Genomic DNA, 17,435 nt, shown 5'->3' with positions numbered 1-17,435 from the left:
TGCCCGCCGTACCCGGCGCGCTCGGCCCCTCTCACCGTGCGCCGCCGCGTCCGCCCGGGAGCCCCGGTGCCGCCGACCCCCACACGGTGGCCGAGAGGCTCCCACCCCCACAAGAGCAGGAGACACCACAGACGTGGCCGTCAAGATCCGACTGAAGCGCCTCGGCAAGATCCGGGCGCCGTACTACCGCGTCGTCGTCGCCGACTCCCGGACCAAGCGGGACGGTCGAGCGATCGAGGAGATCGGCAAGTACCACCCGACCGAGGAGCCGTCGCTCATCGAGATCGACTCCGAGCGGGTCCAGTACTGGCTCGGTGTCGGCGCCCAGCCGACCGAGCAGGTGCTCGCGCTGCTCAAGGTCACCGGTGACTGGCAGAGGTTCAAGGGCCTGCCGGGTGCCGAGGGCACCCTCAAGGTGGCCGCTCCCAAGGCTGACAAGCGGGCCGTCTTCGAGGCTGCCGCCAAGGAGGCCATGGACGAGCCGACCGCCGAGGCGACGACTCCGCGGAAGAAGGCGACGAAGGCCGCTGAGCAGCCCGCTCCTGAGCAGCCCGCTGAGCAGCCCGCCGCTGAGCAGCCTGCCGACGAGCCGGCTGCCGAGGGCGAGAGCGTTCCGGCCGAGCGAGCCGAGGCCTGACCGTGCTGGCCGACGCCTGCGAGCACCTCGTCCGCGGGATCGTCGACCACCCGGACGACGTCCGGGTGGCCGAGAAGAACCTGCGCCGCGGGCTGCTGCTCGAGGTGCGGGTGCACCCCGAGGACCTCGGCCGCGTCATCGGCCGCTCCGGTCGCACCGCCAAGGCGCTGCGCACCGTGGTCGGAGCGCTGGCCGGTGACCGTGGGGTCCGAGTCGACCTCGTCGACGTCGACCGCCGCTGACACCGCCGCCTCGAGCGGGCTCCCGAGCGCGGGGGCCCGCTCGAGGCGCGTGGGCGCCTGAGCACAGGAGGACCTATGGACGTCGTCGTGGCCCGGGTGGGCCGCCCGCACGGGGTCCGCGGCGAGGTGACCGTCGAGGTGCGCACCGACGTCCCGGAGCTGAGGCTGCGTCCCGGGGCCGTGCTGTCCACCGACCCCGACCGCGGCCGGTTCACGGTCGGGTCGGCACGCGACCACAACGGCCGGCTGCTGCTCACCTTCGCCGAGGTGACCGACCGCACCACGGCCGAGGGCCTGCGCGGCGTCCTGCTCGTGGCCGACGTCGACCCCGAGGCCGAGGAGGCCGAGCACGACGCCTGGCCGGCCGCGCGGCTCGTCGGCCTGCGGGTGGTCACCGTCGACGGGCGCGAGGTGGGACGAGTCGCCGGGGTGCTGCACCTGCCCGCGCAGGACGTGCTCGAGGTGGACCAGCCGTCCGGGGCCACCGTCCTCGTGCCGTTCGTCCGCGCCATCGTGCCGCAGGTCGACGTCGACGGCGGTCGGGTCGTGCTCGACCCGCCCGGCGGGCTGCTGGAGGACTGAGTGCGCCTCGACGTCGTCACGATCTTCCCCGAGTACCTGGCCCCGCTGGACCTGTCGCTCATCGGCCGGGCCCGGCGCGACGGCGTCCTCGACCTCGCCGTCCACGACCTGCGGGACTTCACCCACGACCGGCACCGGACGGTGGACGACTCCCCGGCCGGCGGGGGAGCCGGCATGGTGATGCGGCCGGAGCCGTGGGGCGAGGCCCTGGACGCCGTCCTGGCCGCCGGCCGCTCCGCGCTCGGTGACGACACCGCCGTGCCCACCCTCGTCGTGCCCACCCCGAGCGGGACGCCGTTCACCCAGGCGGCCGCGCACGAGCTCGCCGGACTGCCCTGGCTGGCGTTCGCCTGCGGCCGGTACGAAGGCATCGACGAGCGGGTGCTCGAGGACGCCGCCGAGCGGATGCCGGTCCGGCCGCTGAGCATCGGCGACTACGTGCTGGGCGGCGGTGAGGCCGCCGTCCTCGTCGTCGTCGAGGCCGTGGCCCGGCTCCTGCCGGGAGTCGTCGGCAACCCCGAGTCCCTCGTCGAGGAGTCGCACGCCGCCGGCCTGCTGGAGTACCCGGTGTACACCCGGCCCGCCACCTGGCGCGGCCGGTCCGTGCCCGAGGTGCTGTCCTCCGGGAACCACGCGCTCGTCGCCCGCTGGCGCCGGGACGAGGCTCTGCGCCGCACGGCGCGCCGGCGACCCGACCTCGTGGAGCGGCTGGACCCGGCCGGTCTGGACGCCGCCGACCTGGCCCTGCTCGACGACCTCGGCTGGGTCCTCGAGCACGGGCGGCTGTGCCGGGCCGAGCCCTGAGCCGGGCCACCCGGCGGCGGTTTCGCACCGCGGTCTCCGGCTGTGGCACACTGGGCGATCGTGTCGCGCCCGCGACCGTCCGGTCCTGCCGCAGGGGGACCGGTCCGAGGCGGGACGCGCGACACCCACCGAACCGGACACCCCGGCGCCACGCCGCGCCGCCGAGCAGCGCGCACGTGACCTGTGGCACGGCGCAGAGAGCGACTGACATGCACACCCTGGACTCCGTCGACGCCGCCAGCCTGCGCGACGACCTGCCGGACTTCCGCGCCGGCGACACCGTCAAGGTCCACGTCAGGGTCGTCGAGGGCAACCGCTCCCGCGTCCAGGTCTTCCAGGGTGTCGTCATCCGCCGCCAGGGCGACGGGGTTCGCGAGACCTTCACCGTCCGCAAGGTGAGCTTCGGCGTCGGTGTCGAGCGCACCTTCCCCGTGCACACCCCGGTGATCGAGAAGATCGAGCGGGTCAGCCGTGGCGACGTCCGGCGCGCCAAGCTGTACTACCTGCGCAACCTGCGCGGCAAGGCCGCCAAGATCCGGGAGAAGCGCGAGACCACCCCGGCGCGCTGACACCCGGCGCTGCGGCACCCGGGGCGCCGAGGTCCGTCGGTCGAGGCTCTGCCGTGCCGGCTCGCAGGTGGCCCTGGTGGGCCGAGGTCGTCGCCGCGGCCGTGCTCGCGGTGCTGGTCACCGTGGGCCTGCGGCTGCTCGTCGTCCAGGCGTTCGTCATCCCGACGGCGTCCATGCAGCCGCTCCTGCAGCCGGGGGACCGGGTCGCGGTCCTGCGGCTGCCGGCGCTCACCGGCGACGTCCAGCGCGGTGACGTCGTCGTGTTCGACGGCCGCGGGACCTTCCCCGACGGCGGCGACTACGCCAAACGGGTCGTCGGCGTGGCCGGGGACCGGGTCGCCTGCTGCGCCGCCGACGGCCGGCTCACCGTGAACGGTGCGCCGCTCGAGGAGCCCTACCTCTATCCTGGCGACCGGCCGAGTGACCTCCGGTTCGACGTGGTCGTCCCGCAGGGGCGGCTCTGGGTGCTGGGAGACCACCGCAGCGTGTCCGCAGACTCGCGTTCCCTCCTGGGTCGCCCAGGCGGTGGGATGGTGCGTCAGGACCGGGTCACCGGCCGCGTCGTCGCGGTCCTGTGGCCGGTCGACCGGATCGGGATCGTCGAGAGGACGCCGTGAGCGAGCGCACGGAGGAACGTCGCGCCGGCAGCCGGCTGCTGGGTCTGGTCCGCGAGACCGTCATCGTCGTGGGCACCGCCCTCGTGCTGTCCCTGCTGATCAAGACGTTCCTCGTCCAGGCCTTCTACATCCCGAGCCCGTCGATGGAGCCGACGCTCGTCGCGGGCGACCGGGTGCTCGTCAGCCAGCTCACCCCCGGGCCGATCGACCTGTCCCGCGGCGACGTCGTCGTCTTCCACGACCCCGGCCAGTGGCTGGACCCGGTGCCGGAACCGGACCGCAGCGCGGTCGGGGACGTCGTCGTCGACGTGCTGACGTTCGTCGGGATCCTGCCGCAGGACTCCGGCGAGCACCTCATCAAGCGGGTGATCGGGCTGCCCGGGGACGTCGTCGCCTGCTGCGACGCGCAGGGCCGGCTGACCGTCAACGGCGTCCCGCTGGACGAGCCGTACGTCTACCCCGGGGACGCACCCAGCGACATGACCTTCGAGGTCACCGTCGGTCCCGACGCGCTGTGGGTGATGGGCGACCACCGCGGGGCCTCCCAGGACTCCCGGTGGCACCAGGACCTCGAGGGCGGCGGGACCGTGCCGGTCGACGAGGTCGTCGGGCGTGCGATCGCCGTCATCTGGCCGCCCTCGCGGCTGGACTGGCTGGGGAACCACCCCGAGGTCTTCGAGGCCGTCCCCGAGCCGTGAGCGCCGGACCCACCGACCGGGGCACCGGGACGGCACCAGCGGCGCGCCGCGCCGCCCGGGTGCTGTGCCTCGACCCGGACGGCGCCCTGCTGCTCGTCGGCGGCACGGACCCCGCCCGCCCGCACGCCCCGGCGGTGTGGCTGCCGCCCGGTGGCGGGGTGGCGGCGGGGGAGAGCGCCGGGGCCGCCGCCCGCCGGGAGCTCTTCGAGGAGACCGGGCTGTGGCTGGACGACGTCGGCCCGGCCGTCACCGGGCGGACCGTCGAGTTCGACTTCGCCGGACGCCGTTTCCGCCAGCGGGAGACCTGGTTCGCCGTCCGGGTCGCACGTTTCGAGCCCCGTCCGACGGCGTGGACCCGGTGGGAGCGCAGGTCGCTCGTCGGGACGACGTGGTGGCGTCTGGGAGACCCGCCGCCGGGCGTCATCCCGGACGACGTCGTCCGGCTTGGTGAGGGCGCCCACCGGGACCTGCCGGCCACCCCCCGGCGGGTGGGGCTGTGACGGTGGCAGCCGCCCGCCGCGGACCGCGGTCGACGGTCCCCACGCTCCGGGAGGAGCGCCGGCTGCTGCGTTCCGGTGCCCGGCTCGTCGCCGGCGTCGACGAGGTGGGCCGCGGAGCGCTCGCCGGACCGGTGACGGTCGGGGTCGTCGTCGTGCAGGCCACGACCCGCAGCGCGCCGGCCGGGCTGCGCGACTCCAAGCTGCTCACCCCCGCGGCCCGCGAGGCGCTCGTGCCCCGGCTGCGTCGCTGGGCCACCTCCTGGGCGGTCGGGCACGCCGAGCCGCACGAGATCGACGCCCACGGCATCCTGTCCGCTCTGCGCCTCGCCGGGAACCGGGCGCTGGCCCGCCTGCCCGAGCCCCCGGACGCCGTCCTGCTCGACGGGTCCTACGACTGGCTGACCCGCCCGGCCCTGCCGCTGTCCCTGTTCGGCGACCTCGAGCCGGACGCCGCCCCCGACGTCCACCTCGCCGAGGGCTGCGTGCGCACCCTGGTCAAGGGCGACCTGCGGTGCGCCGCGGTCGCCGCGGCCAGTGTCCTGGCCAAGACCGAGCGGGACGCGCTGATGCGGCAACGGGCGCAGGTGTACCCCGACTACGGCTGGGCCGGGAACAAGGGCTACTCCGCGCCCGAGCACCTCGAGGCTCTTGGGCTCCTGGGCCCCTGCGAGCAGCACCGGCGCAGCTGGCGGCTGCCCCGCAGCGGGCCGGCGGGCGCCGCCCGGACCGGTGCCGGCGACCTGGCCGCCGGGGTCCCTGAGCCCGGCGCCGGGACCGTGCCGCTCTTCGAGGACCCGGTCGGCGGCACAATGGCCCCGTGAGCGCCGAGGACCTGGAGAACTACGAGACCGAGATGGAGCTCGCGCTCTACCGCGAGTACCGGGACGTCGTGGGGCTGTTCTCCTACGTCGTGGAGACCGAGCGGCGCTTCTACCTGGCCAACCGGGTCGAGCTCGTCCCCAGGACGTCGGACGGCGAGGTGTGGTTCGAGCTCACCCTCACCGACGCCTGGGTCTGGGACGTCTACCGCTCGGCCCGGTTCGTCAAGAGCGTACGGATCGTGACCTTCAAGGACGTCAACGTCGAGGAGCTGTCCAAGACGGACCTCGAGGTGCCCAAGCCGGAGGGCTTCTCCCGGTAGCAGCCGCGGCACCTGTCCCGCACAGGCGGGCCAGCCGGGCCGGCCGTCCACAGGGCTTCCGGGAGCGGCCCCGGCCCCGCCCGGCGCACGTCACCGTGGCGCCCGGAGGTGGTTGCGGTGCGGGCGAAGGACGCCGTCGGACGGTACGGGGAGCGGGTCGCGGTACGGCACCTGCTCGACCTCGGCTACCAGGTGCTGGACCGCAACTGGCGCTGCTCCCTCGGCGAGCTCGACGTCGTCGCCGTCGACGACGACTGCCTGGTGGCGGTCGAGGTGAAGACCCGCCGGTCGCTGGCCGCCGGGCATCCGCTGGAGGCGGTCACCCCCGCCAAGCTCGCCCGGCTGCGCCGACTGCTCGGCGTCTGGCTCGCCGAGCACGCGGACGACCCGGTCCGTGGGCGGCGCTGGCCGCAGGTGCGCATCGACGTCGTCGCGGTGCTGCGGCCCGCGCGGGGTGCGGCCGTCGTCGACCACGTGCAGGCGGTCGGGTGATGCTGGGTCGCACTCGCTCGGTCGCCCTGCTCGGGGTCGAGGGGCACGTCGTCGAGGTGGAGGCGCACGTGGCCGACGGGCTGCCGGCGTTCGCGCTCGTCGGTCTGCCCGACGCGTCGCTGTCCGAGGCCCGGGACCGGGTCCGGGCCGCCCTGGCCAACGCCGGCCACGGCTGGCCGCAGCGACGGGTGACCGTCAACCTGTCCCCGGCGTCCCTGCCGAAGACCGGGTCCGGGTTCGACGTCGCCGTCGCCGTCGCCCTGCTCGCCGCCCTCGGGCAGGTGCCGCCGGACTCGGCCGCCGGCACGCTGCACGTCGGCGAGCTCGGGCTGGACGGCCGGCTGCGGCCGGTCCGCGGCGTCCTGCCGGCCGTGCTGGCCGGTGCGAGGGCGGGGGTGCGGCGGGTCGTCGTGCCCGCCGCGGACGCCGACGAGGCCCGCCTCGTCGGGGACGTCGACGTGGTCGCCGCGGTGGACCTCGCCGACGTCGTCCTCGCCCACGGCGGCCTTCCCGGGCGGCCCCCGGGGCGCTCGGTGCCGGTGCCGCACCCGGTCGCCGCCCGGGCGGGTGCGCCCCGGCCGGAGCCCGACCTCGCCGACGTCGTCGGCCAGGAGGAGGCCCGTCACGCACTCGAGGTCGCCGCCGCCGGCGGCCACCACCTGCTGCTGCTCGGTCCGCCGGGAGCGGGCAAGACGATGCTCGCCGCCCGGCTGCCGGGGCTGCTGCCGGACCTGGACGACGACACCGCGGTGGAGGTCACCGCCGTGCACTCGGTGGCCGGCACCTTCGACCCCCGTGGCGGACTGCTGCGCCGGCCCCCGTTCGAGGACCCGCACCACACCGCCTCGACCGCGTCCGTCGTCGGCGGCGGGACGGGTCTGCCGCGGCCCGGCGCCGCCTCCCGGGCCCACCGCGGCGTGCTCTTCCTCGACGAGGCGCCCGAGTTCCGGCACAGCGTGCTGGAGGCGCTGCGGCAGCCCCTCGAGCACGGCGAGCTCGTCATCGCCCGCTCCCGCGGGGTGGCCCGGTACCCGGCCCGCTTCCAGCTCGTGCTGGCCGCCAACCCGTGCCCGTGCGGCAAGGGCGGCGGCAAGGGCCTGGAGTGCACGTGCACGTCGCTCGCGCGGCGCCGCTACCTGCAGCGGCTGTCCGGGCCGTTGATGGACCGGGTCGACCTGCAGGTGCAGGTGCAGCCGGTGTCGCACCGGGCGATCCGCGGTGGGCCCGGGGAGAGCAGCGCCGTCGTCGCCGGCCGCGTCCGGGCCGCGCGGGCCGCCCAGCGGGAGCGGCTCGCCGGCACCGGCTGGCAGTGCAACGGGGAGGTGCCGGGCCCGCTGCTGCGTGGCCGCTTGCGCCTGGCGCCGCCGGCGACGGCGGCGATCGACCGGGCCCTGGACCGCGGCCTGCTCACCGCCCGCGGGTACGACCGGGTGCTGCGGACGGCGTGGACGCTCGCCGACCTGGCCGGCAGGAGCCCCGGGCGCGAGGAGGTGGAGCGGGCCGTGTTCCTGCGGACGATGGGGGGCGCGGCGTGACGGACCGGCTGACCCGTCGCGGCGACGCCGACCGGGTGGCCCGCGCCGCGTGGACCCGGCTGGCCGAACCGGGTGACGAGGCGGCCGGCGCGGCCATCGCGGCGCTCGGCGCCGCCGGCGCCCTCGAGCACGTCCTGGCCGGGCGGCGGCTGCCGCCGGAGGTCCTCGAGCACTGGGACGCGGGCAGCCCGGCCCGCCTGGGCCGGGCGCTGGCCAGGTGGCGCACCCGGGTCGACGTCCTGGCCCCGGACCGGGACCTGGACACCGTGGCCCGGTTCGGCGGACGGTTCGTCACCCCCGAGGACCCGGAGTGGCCCGGCGGGGTCGACGACCTCGACCTCGCCCGCCCGTACGGGCTGTGGGTGCTCGGGCAGCGGCCGCTCGGGCCGACGGTCGGCGCCGGCGTGTCCGTGGTGGGCGCCCGGGCCGCGACGGCCTACGGGCTCACCGTCGCCACCGACCTCGCCGCCGGTCTCGCCGCCCGGGGGCTCACCGTCGTCTCCGGCGCCGCCTTCGGCGTCGACGCCGCCGCGCACCGCGGCGCGCTGGCCGCCCCCGGTCTCACCGTCGCCGTGCTCGCCTGCGGCGTCGACCGCTTCTACCCGATGGCGCACGAGGGCCTGCTGCGCACGGTCGCGGCCGAGGGCCTGGTCGTCGCCGAGGTCGCCCCCGGCACCACGGTGATGCGGGACCGGCTGCTGCAGCGCAACCGGCTCATCGCCGCGCTCACCCGCGGCACCGTCGTCGTCGAGGCCGGCGTGCGCTCGGGCGCCCTCGTCACGGCCCGGCACGCCGCCACGCTCGGGCGGGCCCTCGGCGCCGTCCCCGGGCCGGTCGGCTCCGCCGCCAGCGCCGGCTGCCACGTGCTGCTGCGGGAGTACGGCGCCGTGTGCGTCACCGACGCCGACGAGGTCGCCGAGCTGGTCCGGCCGATCGGTGTCGGGCCGTCCGCCGCGGACCGTGCCCCCTCGGCGCCGGAGGAGGACCTGCCGCCGCAGCAGGCCCGGGTCCTGGAGTCGCTGCCCGTGCGCCGGCCCGTCGGCGTGGACTCCCTGGTCCGGGTGGCCGGCCTGCCCCGGCCGGACGTCGAGCAGGCGCTGGCCGGTCTCTACCTGGCCGGCCTGGCCGAGTTCCGGACCGGAGCCGACGGCCAGGTGTGGCGACGGACCTGAGACGGGTGCCGCTCGGACCAGGCCTCGGGGCGACCTGTTCCGACGCGAGGGGACACGCCGTGCCCGGGCCGCCACGCCGGGCGTGTCGACGGTGCTTGTGCCGGGGCGCGGCAGGGTCCACGGTGTGCGCCATGACGACGGAGGTGCCCGCCGCCGCGGCGTCCACGCGTCTGCCGGAGGACCCGCGTCTGCCGGAGCAGCTGGAGCAGGTGCTGGTGGACTTTCGCCGGCACCTGGAGGCCGAGCGTGGGCGATCGACGCACACCGTGCGCGCCTACCTCGCCGACGTCGCGGGGCTGCTCGCGGAGGTTGCGGCCACCGGTGCCACCGGCCTGGACGGACTCGACCTGCCGCTGCTGCGCTCCTGGCTGGCCCGGATGGCCGCCGCCGGCCTGGCCCGCAGCACCCTGGCCCGGCGGGCGTCGGCGGCCCGGACCTTCACCTCCTGGGCGGTTCGCACCGGCCGGCTCGAGACCGACCCGGCGCTGCGGCTGCGCGCGCCGCACCCGGACCGGCACCTGCCCACCGTGCTGCGTGCCGAGCAGGCCGCGCGGCTGCTGGACCTTGCCGCGGTCCGGGCCGACGACGGTGCGCCGACGCACCTGCGGGACCGGGCCGCTCTCGAGCTGCTCTACGCGTGCGGCATCCGGGTCGCCGAGCTCGTCGGCCTCGACGTCGACGACGTGGACCTCGACCGCCGCACCGTGCGGGTGCTCGGCAAGGGCGCGCGCGAACGGGTGGTGCCCTTCGGGGTGCCGGCCGAGCGGGCGGTCCGCGGCTGGCTCACCCGGGGACGTCCGCGGCTGGCCACCGCGGCGTCCGGGCCGGCCCTGCTGCTCGGAGCACGGGGCAACCGGTGGGGTACCCGTCAGGTCCGGGACGTCGTGCACCGGTTGCTCGCCGACCTGGGGGACGGCACGGACGCCGGGCCGCACGCGCTGCGGCACAGCGCGGCGACCCACCTGCTCGACGGGGGCGCGGACCTCCGCAGCGTTCAGGAACTTCTCGGTCACGCTAGTCTCGCCACGACGCAGGTCTACACGCACGTGTCGGTGGAGCGCCTGCGTCGCAGCTACGACCGGGCCCACCCACGGGCATGACGAGGCGGACGGGGAGCACAGTGCCCGAGGACGTCGAGCACGAGGGCAGGGTGCGCGAGCGCAGCGTGCGCGAGGGCAGAGTGCGCGACCACCCGGTGCGTGACGACCCGGTGGGCGACGACCGGGTACGCGATGACCGGGCGCACCAGGACGGGGTGCCGGTCGGCCGGGCGGCCGACCACGCGACGCCCGAGAGCACAGTGCCTGAGAGCACAGTGCCCGAGGAGCCAGTGCCCGACCCGGCCGCCGAGAACGAGGCGCTCCTGCAGGGGCTCTGGCGGCGGTTCAAGGACACCGGCGACGAGTCCGTGCGCGAGCGGCTGATCCTGCACTACTCGCCGCTGGTCAAGTACGTCGCGGGCCGGGTCGGCGTCGGCCTGCCGCCCAACGTCGAGCAGGCCGACCTCGTGTCGTACGGGATCTTCGGCCTCATCGACGCGATCGAGAAGTTCGACCTGGACCGGGCGATCAAGTTCGAGACGTACGCGATCTCCCGGATCCGCGGCGCGATCATCGACGAGCTGCGCGCCCTGGACTGGATCCCCCGGTCGGTGCGCAGCAAGGCCCGCGAGGTGGAGCGTGCCTACGCCGCACTCGAGGCCGACCTGCACCGCACCCCCACCGAGGCGGAGGTCGCCGACCGGCTGGGGATGCCGGTGACGGACCTGCACGCGGTGTTCACCCAGGTGTCCTACGTCAACGTGCTGGCGCTGGACGAGCTCATGTCCTCCGGCGACCGGGGGGAGGGCGGCCTGTCACTGGGGGACACGCTCAAGGACGCCAAGGCGGAGGACCCGGTCCTCGCGTTCGAGGGCGAGGAGACCAAGTTCCTGCTCGCCCGTGCCATCGACCAGCTCCCGGAGCGCGAGAAGATCGTCATCACCCTCTACTACTACGAGGGCCTCACCCTGGCGGAGATCGGCCGGGTCCTCGGGGTCACCGAGTCCCGGATCTGCCAGATGCACACCAAGGCCGTCGTGCAGCTGCGGGGCAAGCTGCGCGACGCCGGGTGACCCCGGCCGGGCGCTGACGGGCACGACGCCTCTCAGCGGCAGCAGCACGGGTGGAGCCGGCGGCCCGAGCAGTCCCAGCGGGTCCACGTACCGCTCACCGCGGCGCACCCCCCAGTGCAGGCACGACCGGGCCTCGCAGTGGCCGGCACCGGCCGCCACCACCCCCACCACCTGGCCACGCGCCACCGGCGTGCCGGCCGGCAGCAGCGCGTCCACCGGTTCCACGCTGCTGCGCAGCCCGCCGGCGACGGTGACGGTCAGCACCCCACGGTCCACGACCCGGCCGGCGAACGTCACCACGCCGTCCGCCGGAGCCAGCACCGGGTCGCCCGGCGCCGCCGCCAGGTCCACCCCGCGGTGCCCCGGCGCCCACGGCGAGGCCGGGATCGCGGGCAGCCGGAGCACCGCGGGCACAGGACGCAGCGGCCAGTCCCAGCCCCGGACCGGGTCCGCGGCCCGGCCGGGCGGTGCCACCGACACGGCGCCGGCCAGCAGGACGGCGGCCACTGCCACCGTCAGCAGTGCGACGGACCTGCCCGCCGCCGGCCCGCCGGCCCTGCTCGCTGCCGGCCCGCCGGCCCTGGACCTCGACCACCCGTTGCGTCCCACCCCGCCACCCTGACCGCCACCACCTGGCCGGACGACGTCACCGGCGGCCGCTGTGCACGACGCACCGGGCCGCGGCGGCTGTGGAGGACACGTCAGGCCCTCCGCAGCCTCCGCAGCCGGCGCACCGCCTCGGCCAGCACGTCCTCCCGCTTGCAGAACGCGAACCGGACGAGCGAGCGCACCGGCTCGACGTCGTCCGCGAAGGCCTGCACCGGCACGCCGACCACGCCGGCGAGCTCGGGCAGCCGCCGGCACAGCTCCAGCCCGTCCGGGTAGCCGAGCGGGGCGGCGTCGGCGAGCACGAAGTACGTGGCCTGCGGCACGACGACGTCGAACCCCGCGTCGACCAGGCCCTCGCACAGGACGTCCCGGCGGCGGGCGAGGTCCGCCGCCTGCTCGGCGAAGAACTCCCGCGGCCAGCCCAGGGCCCCGGCGACCGCGGGCTGCAGCGGCCCGCCGGAGACGAAGGTGACGAACTGCTTGACGGCCGCGAGGGCGTCGACGAGGGCGGCCGGACCGTGCACCCAGCCGATCTTCCAGCCGGTCACCGAGAACGTCTTGCCGGCCGAGGAGACGGTCAGGGTCCGCTCGGCCATCCCCGGCAGCGACGCCAGCGGCACGTGGCGGGCGTCGTCGTCCAGGATCAGGTGCTCGTAGACCTCGTCGGTGACGACGACGAGGTCGTGCCGGCGGGCGACGTCGGCCACCGCCTCGAGCTCGGTGCGGTCCAGCACCCGGCCGGTCGGGTTGTGCGGGGTGTTCAGCAGGACGAGCCGGGTCCGTCCGGTGACGGCGGCCTCCAGCGCCGCGGCGTCCAGGGAGAAGCCCGGTCCGAACGGCACCGGCCGGCGTACGGCCCCCGCCAGCGCCACGGACGCCGCGTAGGAGTCGTAGTAGGGCTCCAGGGTGACCACCTCGTCGCCGGGCTCGCACAGGGCCAGCACCGCCACTGCGATGGCCTCGGTCGCCCCGGTGGTGACGAGCACCTCGGCGTCCGGGTCGACGTCCAGCCCGTACCAGTCCCGCTGGTGAGCGGCGATCGCCTCGCGCAGCTGCGGGACCCCGCGCGGCGGCGGGTACTGGTTGTGCTCGTGACCGCGCAGGGCCGCGACCGCCGCCTCGAGCAGCTCGTCAGGACCGTCGGTGTCCGGGAAGCCCTGGCCGAGGTTGACCGCACCGGTGGCCCGCGCCAGCGCGGTCATCTCGGCGAAGACCGTGGTCCCGAAGCCCTGCATCCGCGTCACGAGTCCGGCCGGCATGCCCCGACCCTAGACGCGTGGTTTGGGTGGCGCCCGCGCGCGGCGTAGGATGACCCGCGGTCGGCTCCGGTCGACCTCACTTCGCGTGCCCGCACACCGCCGGAGACCGGCGGGGCACGCCGCCTCGGTCCCGCACCAGCGGGTGGACGGCGCGTCGCGGGCACCAGGCGCGGCGGCCGCGGTGGCCGTTCGCGAGGAACCGAGAAGGTGCTGCCGGCCCGGCCGCAGCACGGAAGGAGTGCGTCGGCATGGCCGTCGTCACGATGCGCCAGCTCCTCGAGAGCGGCGTCCACTTCGGGCACCAGACCCGCCGCTGGAACCCGAAGATGAAGCGCTACATCTTCACCGAGCGCAACGGCATCTACATCATCGACCTGCAGCAGACGCTGAGCTACATCGACCGCGCCTACGACTTCGTCAAGGAGACCGTCGCGCACGGCGGCAGCATCCTGTTCGTCGGGACGAAGAAGCAGGCCCAGGAGCCGCTGGCCGAGCAGGCCACCCGGGTCGGCATGCCCTACGTCAACCAGCGCTGGCTCGGCGGCATGCTGACGAACTTCCAGACCGTCTCCAAGCGCCTCCAGCGCCTCAAGGAGCTCGAGCAGATCGACTTCGACGACGTCGCCGCGAGCGGCCGGACGAAGAAGGAGCTGCTCATGATGCGCCGGGAGAAGGAGAAGCTCGAGCGCACCCTCGGCGGCATCCGCAACATGGCGAAGGTGCCGAGCGCCGTCTGGATCGTCGACACGAACAAGGAGCACCTCGCGGTCGACGAGGCCCGCAAGCTCGGCATCCCGATCGTCGCCATCGTCGACTCCAACTGCGACCCGGACGTCGTGGACTACCGGATCCCGGGCAACGACGACGCCATCCGCTCGGTCACCCTGCTCACCCGGGTCATCGCCGACGCGGTCGCCGAGGGCCTCATGGCCCGCTCGCGCGGCGGCGAGTCCGGCGCCGACGGCGCGGTCGCCGAGGAGCCGCTGGCCGAGTGGGAGCGCGAGCTGCTGGCCGGCCAGGAGGCTGAGCAGGCCCAGGGCGGGCAGGCCCAGAGCGAGCAGGCGGCCGGCGAGGCGACCGTGGGCGGACAGCCGGACGCCGGCCCGGAGCAGGTTGCGCAGGACGTCCAGGAGGGCGCCGCCGAGGCCGAGCAGGTCGTCGAGCAGCAGGCGCACCAGCTGGCGGAGCCGGCCGAGTCTGAGCCTGAGTCTGAGCCTGAGCCTGAGCGTGAGTCTGAGTCTGAGTCTGCGCAGGCCTGAGCCCGGCCACACCAACCGAGAGGGAGTACCACCTTCCATGGCGAACTTCACCGCCGCCGACGTCAAGAAGCTCCGGGAGCAGACCGGCGCCGGCATGATGGACTGCAAGAACGCGCTCGCGGAGAGCGACGGGGACCTCACCAAGGCCGTCGAGCTGCTGCGGGTCAAGGGCCTCAAGGGTGTGACGAAGCGTGAGGGCCGCACCGCGTCCAACGGGCTCGTCGCCGCGTCCGTGGCCGACGGCGTCGGCACGATGGTCGAGGTCAACTGTGAGACCGACTTCGTCGCCAAGGGCGACACGTTCCAGGCGCTCGCCCAGCAGGTGCTCGACGCGGCGGTGGCCACTGGTGCGCAGGACGTCGACTCCCTGCTGACCGCCCAGGTGGGCGGCAAGGACGTCAAGACCCTGCTCGACGAGGCCAGCTCCACCATCGGGGAGAAGATCGAGGTGCGCCGGGTGGCCCGGCTGCAGGGCGGGCACGTCGCCTCCTACCTGCACCGCACCAGCCCCGACCTGCCGCCGCAGATCGGCGTCCTCGTCGTCACCGACGTCGAGCACGAGGTCGCCCGGGACGTCGCCATGCACATCGCGGCGATGTCCCCGACCTTCCGTGCCCGGGAGGACGTCCCCGCCGAGACGGTGGAGAACGAGCGTCGCCTGGCCGAGGAGACCGCCCGGGAGGAGGGCAAGCCCGAGCAGGCCCTGCCCAGGATCGTCGAGGGTCGGGTCAACGGCTTCTTCAAGGACGCGGTGCTGCTCGAGCAGCCGTTCGCGAAGGACCCGAAGAAGACGGTCTCGGCCGTCCTCGCCGACGCCGGGGTGCAGCTGAGCGCCTTCGCCCGGTTCCGCGTCGGCGCCTGAGCCGACCCGTGCTGCACGGCCCCGTCCCGGCGTCCGGGGCGGGGCCGTTGCACGAGCAGTGCAGTGCGGCAGACTGCCCCGCACAGCCGCCCACCACCAGGGGAGACCGATGAGCCAGACCGACGTGCTGGACCCGACCCCCCACGGGGGGACCCGCTACCACCGGGTGCTGCTCAAGCTCTCCGGAGAGTCCTTCGGCGGCGGCAGCGTCGGCGTCGACCCGGACGTCGTGGCCCGGATCGCGCGGGAGATCGCGGCCGTGGTCGCCGAGGGCGTCGAGGTCGCCGTCGTCACCGGCGGCGGCAACTTCTTCCGCGGCGCCGAGCTGTCCCAGCGCGGGATGGACCGGGCCCGGGCGGACTACATGGGCATGCTCGGAACGGTGATGAACTGCCTGGCCCTGCAGGACTTCCTCGAGCAGGGTGGGACCGACACCCGGGTGATGACCGCGATCACCATGGGGCAGGTGGCCGAGCCGTACATCCCGCGCCGGGCGATCCGGCACATGCAGAAGGGCCGCGTGGTGATCTTCGGCGCGGGCGCCGGGCTGCCCTACTTCTCCACCGACACCGTCGCCGCCCAGCGGGCCCTGGAGATCCACGCCGACGTCGTCCTGATGGCCAAGAACGGGGTCGACGGCGTGTACACCGCCGACCCCCACGTCGACCCCACCGCCCGCCGCCTCGACCGGATCACCTACACCGAGGCGCTGCAGCGGGGGCTCAAGGTCGCCGACGCGACCGCGTTCAGCCTGTGCATGGACAACAAGCTGCCGATGATCGTCTTCGGTCTGGAGCGTGAGGGCAACGTCCTGGCCGCGGTCCGGGGTGAGAGGATCGGGACCCTGGTCGTCGCCGAGTGACGTCCGCGGGTACGACACGACGAAGGAGCGAGGCGTGATCGACGAGACCCTCCTCGAGGCGGAGGAGAAGATGGACAAGGCCGTGGAGGTCGCCAAGGAGGAGTTCGCGGCGATCCGCACCGGCCGTGCGAACCCGGCCATGTTCGCCCGGATCACGGTGGAGTACTACGGCAGCCCGACCCCGCTGCAGCAGCTCGCCTCGTTCCAGACCCCGGAGGCCCGCACCGTCCTCATCACCCCGTACGACCGGTCCTCGATGAGTGCCATCGAGAAGGCGCTGCGCGACTCCGACCTGGGCGTCAACCCGGCCAACGACGGCAACGTGATCCGGGTGAACCTGCCCGAGCTCACCCAGGAGCGGCGCCGCGACTACATCAAGATCGCGCGCACCAAGGCGGAGGAGGCCCGCGTGTCGGTCCGCAACATCCGCCGCCGGGCCAAGGAGGAGCTCGACCGCATCGCCAAGGACGGCGAGGCCGGCGAGGACGAGGTCGCCCGCGCCGAGAAGGAGCTCGAGCAGCTCACCAGGCGCCGGGTGGACGCCGTCGACGAGCTCCTGCGGCACAAGGAGAGCGAGCTGCTCGAGGTCTGAGCATGGACATCCTGCCGCCCTCGCCGACCCTGCCCCCGCCCTCCCGCCGCGCCGCCCGCACCCGGGGGCGGGCCGGGCGCAACCTGCCGGTGGCGGTCGGCGTCGGCGTCGGCCTCGGCGGCCTGGTGCTCGCCTCCCTGCTCGTCCGCAAGGAGGCCTTCGTCGCCGTCGCCGCGGTCGCGATCGTCCTCGCCGTCTGGGAGCTCGGGCAGGCCTTCGCGGCCCGCCGGATCACGGTCCCCCTCGTGCCGGTCCTCGTCGGCAGCGTGGGCATCCTCGTCTCCGCGTACGCCGCCGGCGAGGAGGCGCTGCTCGTCGCCTTCGGCCTCACCGTGCTGGCCGTCGTCGTGTGGCGCGTCCTGGAGGGCGTCGACGGCGCCGTGCGGGACGTCGCCGCCGGGATCTTCAGCACCGCCTACGTCCCCTTCCTGGCCGGCTTCGCGATGCTCATGCTCGCCGCGGACGACGGACCGGCCCGGGTCATCGTCTTCGTGCTGGTGACCGTGGCCAGCGACATCGGCGGCTACGCCGTCGGCGTCCTGCTCGGGCGCCACCCGATGGCGCCGTCGGTGAGTCCCAAGAAGTCCTGGGAGGGGCTCGCCGGCTCGGCCGTCGCCGCCCTGCTCGCCGGCGCCCTCGGCGTCGTCCTGCTGCTCGGGGGCACCTGGTGGGCGGGCGTCGTGGTCGGCGCCGCCGTCCTGGTCACCGCCACGCTGGGCGACCTGGCCGAGTCGCTGCTCAAGCGGGACCTCGGCATCAAGGACATGGGGTCCCTGCTGCCCGGCCACGGCGGGGTCATGGACCGCCTGGACTCCCTGCTGCCCACCGCACCCGTCGTCTACCTGCTGCTGGCCGCCCTCGTGCCGGTGGTCCCTTGAGGAGCTGCACCA

At 75.1% G+C, this 17,435-nt stretch carries 21 protein-coding genes and 1 pseudogene; 20 read left to right on the top strand and 2 right to left on the bottom strand.

Translation table 11 applies throughout. The features are described from left to right. Positions 1 to 133: 133 nt before the first annotated feature. The 15 genes from rpsP to whiG all read left to right on the top strand — a co-directional run bounded on the left by rpsP (position 134) and on the right by whiG (position 11,102). Positions 134 to 637: a 30S ribosomal protein S16 gene (gene rpsP / locus ACFP6A_RS06990; protein ID WP_379602640.1), complete on the top strand. Its 504-nt coding sequence runs from the start codon at positions 134 to 136 to the stop codon at positions 635 to 637. A 2-nt stretch (positions 638 to 639) separates the two neighbouring features. Beyond that, a complete protein-coding gene (locus ACFP6A_RS06985; RefSeq protein ID WP_379602639.1) occupies positions 640 to 879 on the top strand; it encodes an RNA-binding protein in 240 nt (79 codons plus the stop codon). 75 nt (positions 880 to 954) lie between these two features. After that, positions 955 to 1,461 (top strand): ribosome maturation factor RimM, encoded by a 507-nt coding sequence (gene rimM / locus ACFP6A_RS06980; RefSeq protein ID WP_379602638.1) that lies wholly within the window; start codon positions 955 to 957, stop codon positions 1,459 to 1,461. Further along, on the top strand, positions 1,462 to 2,265 hold the full coding sequence (gene trmD / locus ACFP6A_RS06975) for a tRNA (guanosine(37)-N1)-methyltransferase TrmD (protein ID WP_379602637.1): 804 nt from the start codon (positions 1,462 to 1,464) through the stop codon (positions 2,263 to 2,265). A gap of 209 nt (positions 2,266 to 2,474) precedes the next feature. Continuing rightward, positions 2,475 to 2,834 (top strand): 50S ribosomal protein L19, encoded by a 360-nt coding sequence (gene rplS / locus ACFP6A_RS06970; protein ID WP_379602635.1) that lies wholly within the window; start codon positions 2,475 to 2,477, stop codon positions 2,832 to 2,834. 53 nt (positions 2,835 to 2,887) lie between these two features. After that, positions 2,888 to 3,451, top strand: coding sequence for a signal peptidase I (lepB, locus tag ACFP6A_RS06965; protein ID WP_379602634.1), 564 nt, complete (start codon positions 2,888 to 2,890; stop codon positions 3,449 to 3,451). Then, positions 3,448 to 4,149: a signal peptidase I gene (gene lepB, locus ACFP6A_RS06960; RefSeq protein ID WP_379602632.1), complete on the top strand. Its 702-nt coding sequence runs from the start codon at positions 3,448 to 3,450 to the stop codon at positions 4,147 to 4,149. The genes lepB (ACFP6A_RS06965) and lepB (ACFP6A_RS06960) overlap by 4 nt, the downstream gene beginning before the upstream one ends. After that, complete coding sequence (locus ACFP6A_RS06955) at positions 4,146 to 4,649, top strand: NUDIX domain-containing protein (protein WP_379602631.1); 504 nt, start codon at positions 4,146 to 4,148, stop codon at positions 4,647 to 4,649. The genes lepB (ACFP6A_RS06960) and ACFP6A_RS06955 overlap by 4 nt, the downstream gene beginning before the upstream one ends. After that, positions 4,646 to 5,470 carry a ribonuclease HII gene (locus tag ACFP6A_RS06950; RefSeq protein ID WP_379602630.1) on the top strand — a complete coding sequence of 275 codons (825 nt, stop codon included), beginning with the start codon at positions 4,646 to 4,648 and terminating at the stop codon, positions 5,468 to 5,470. The genes ACFP6A_RS06955 and ACFP6A_RS06950 overlap by 4 nt, the downstream gene beginning before the upstream one ends. Further along, positions 5,467 to 5,790, top strand: a complete 324-nt coding sequence (locus ACFP6A_RS06945) for a DUF2469 domain-containing protein (protein WP_379602629.1) — start codon at positions 5,467 to 5,469, stop codon at positions 5,788 to 5,790. Before ACFP6A_RS06950 ends, ACFP6A_RS06945 begins: the two co-directional genes overlap by 4 nt. Before the next feature lie 117 nt (positions 5,791 to 5,907). Further along, a complete protein-coding gene (locus tag ACFP6A_RS06940) occupies positions 5,908 to 6,282 on the top strand; it encodes a YraN family protein (RefSeq protein ID WP_379602628.1) in 375 nt (124 codons plus the stop codon). After that, complete coding sequence (locus tag ACFP6A_RS06935; RefSeq protein WP_379602626.1) at positions 6,282 to 7,817, top strand: YifB family Mg chelatase-like AAA ATPase; 1,536 nt, start codon at positions 6,282 to 6,284, stop codon at positions 7,815 to 7,817. Before ACFP6A_RS06940 ends, ACFP6A_RS06935 begins: the two co-directional genes overlap by 1 nt. Continuing rightward, positions 7,814 to 8,989: a DNA-processing protein DprA gene (locus ACFP6A_RS06930; protein WP_379602625.1), complete on the top strand. Its 1,176-nt coding sequence runs from the start codon at positions 7,814 to 7,816 to the stop codon at positions 8,987 to 8,989. Before ACFP6A_RS06935 ends, ACFP6A_RS06930 begins: the two co-directional genes overlap by 4 nt. Positions 8,990 to 9,120: 131 nt before the next feature. After that, entirely contained in the window at positions 9,121 to 10,089 is a 969-nt protein-coding gene (locus tag ACFP6A_RS06925) for a tyrosine recombinase XerC (RefSeq protein ID WP_379602623.1), read from the top strand. Between the two features lie 215 nt (positions 10,090 to 10,304). Further along, the gene (gene whiG, locus ACFP6A_RS06920) at positions 10,305 to 11,102 is read left to right on the top strand and encodes an RNA polymerase sigma factor WhiG (protein WP_379602902.1); all 798 of its coding nucleotides are present in this window, start codon (positions 10,305 to 10,307) and stop codon (positions 11,100 to 11,102) included. 138 nt (positions 11,103 to 11,240) lie between these two features. Here whiG and ACFP6A_RS06915 read toward each other — a convergent pair. Both ACFP6A_RS06915 and ACFP6A_RS06910 read right to left on the bottom strand, forming a co-directional pair. Next, a pseudogene (locus ACFP6A_RS06915) lies at positions 11,241 to 11,423 on the bottom strand (M23 family peptidase); the annotation flags it as partial. A gap of 380 nt (positions 11,424 to 11,803) precedes the next feature. Further along, positions 11,804 to 12,970, bottom strand: coding sequence for a pyridoxal phosphate-dependent aminotransferase (locus ACFP6A_RS06910; protein ID WP_379602621.1), 1,167 nt, complete (start codon positions 12,968 to 12,970; stop codon positions 11,804 to 11,806). Between the two features lie 248 nt (positions 12,971 to 13,218). On the opposite strand from ACFP6A_RS06910, the gene rpsB reads away from it, so the two are divergent. The 5 genes from rpsB to ACFP6A_RS06885 all read left to right on the top strand — a co-directional run bounded on the left by rpsB (position 13,219) and on the right by ACFP6A_RS06885 (position 17,423). Further along, on the top strand, positions 13,219 to 14,229 hold the full coding sequence (gene rpsB, locus ACFP6A_RS06905) for a 30S ribosomal protein S2 (RefSeq protein ID WP_379602620.1): 1,011 nt from the start codon (positions 13,219 to 13,221) through the stop codon (positions 14,227 to 14,229). A gap of 37 nt (positions 14,230 to 14,266) precedes the next feature. After that, a complete protein-coding gene (gene tsf / locus ACFP6A_RS06900; protein WP_379602618.1) occupies positions 14,267 to 15,091 on the top strand; it encodes a translation elongation factor Ts in 825 nt (274 codons plus the stop codon). A 109-nt stretch (positions 15,092 to 15,200) separates the two neighbouring features. Then, a complete protein-coding gene (pyrH, locus tag ACFP6A_RS06895; RefSeq protein WP_379602616.1) occupies positions 15,201 to 15,953 on the top strand; it encodes a UMP kinase in 753 nt (250 codons plus the stop codon). Positions 15,954 to 15,987: 34 nt separating this feature from the next. Next, on the top strand, positions 15,988 to 16,545 hold the full coding sequence (frr, locus tag ACFP6A_RS06890; protein ID WP_379602615.1) for a ribosome recycling factor: 558 nt from the start codon (positions 15,988 to 15,990) through the stop codon (positions 16,543 to 16,545). A 2-nt stretch (positions 16,546 to 16,547) separates the two neighbouring features. After that, on the top strand, positions 16,548 to 17,423 hold the full coding sequence (locus ACFP6A_RS06885; RefSeq protein WP_379602613.1) for a phosphatidate cytidylyltransferase: 876 nt from the start codon (positions 16,548 to 16,550) through the stop codon (positions 17,421 to 17,423). Positions 17,424 to 17,435: the final 12 nt, after the last annotated feature.

Origin of the sequence: Quadrisphaera sp. GCM10027208 (assembly GCF_042658805.1) — a bacterium.
Classification (GTDB): Bacteria; Actinomycetota; Actinomycetes; order Actinomycetales; family SCSIO-59966; genus SCSIO-59966.
This window is presented reverse-complemented; position numbering and strand designations above follow the sequence as displayed.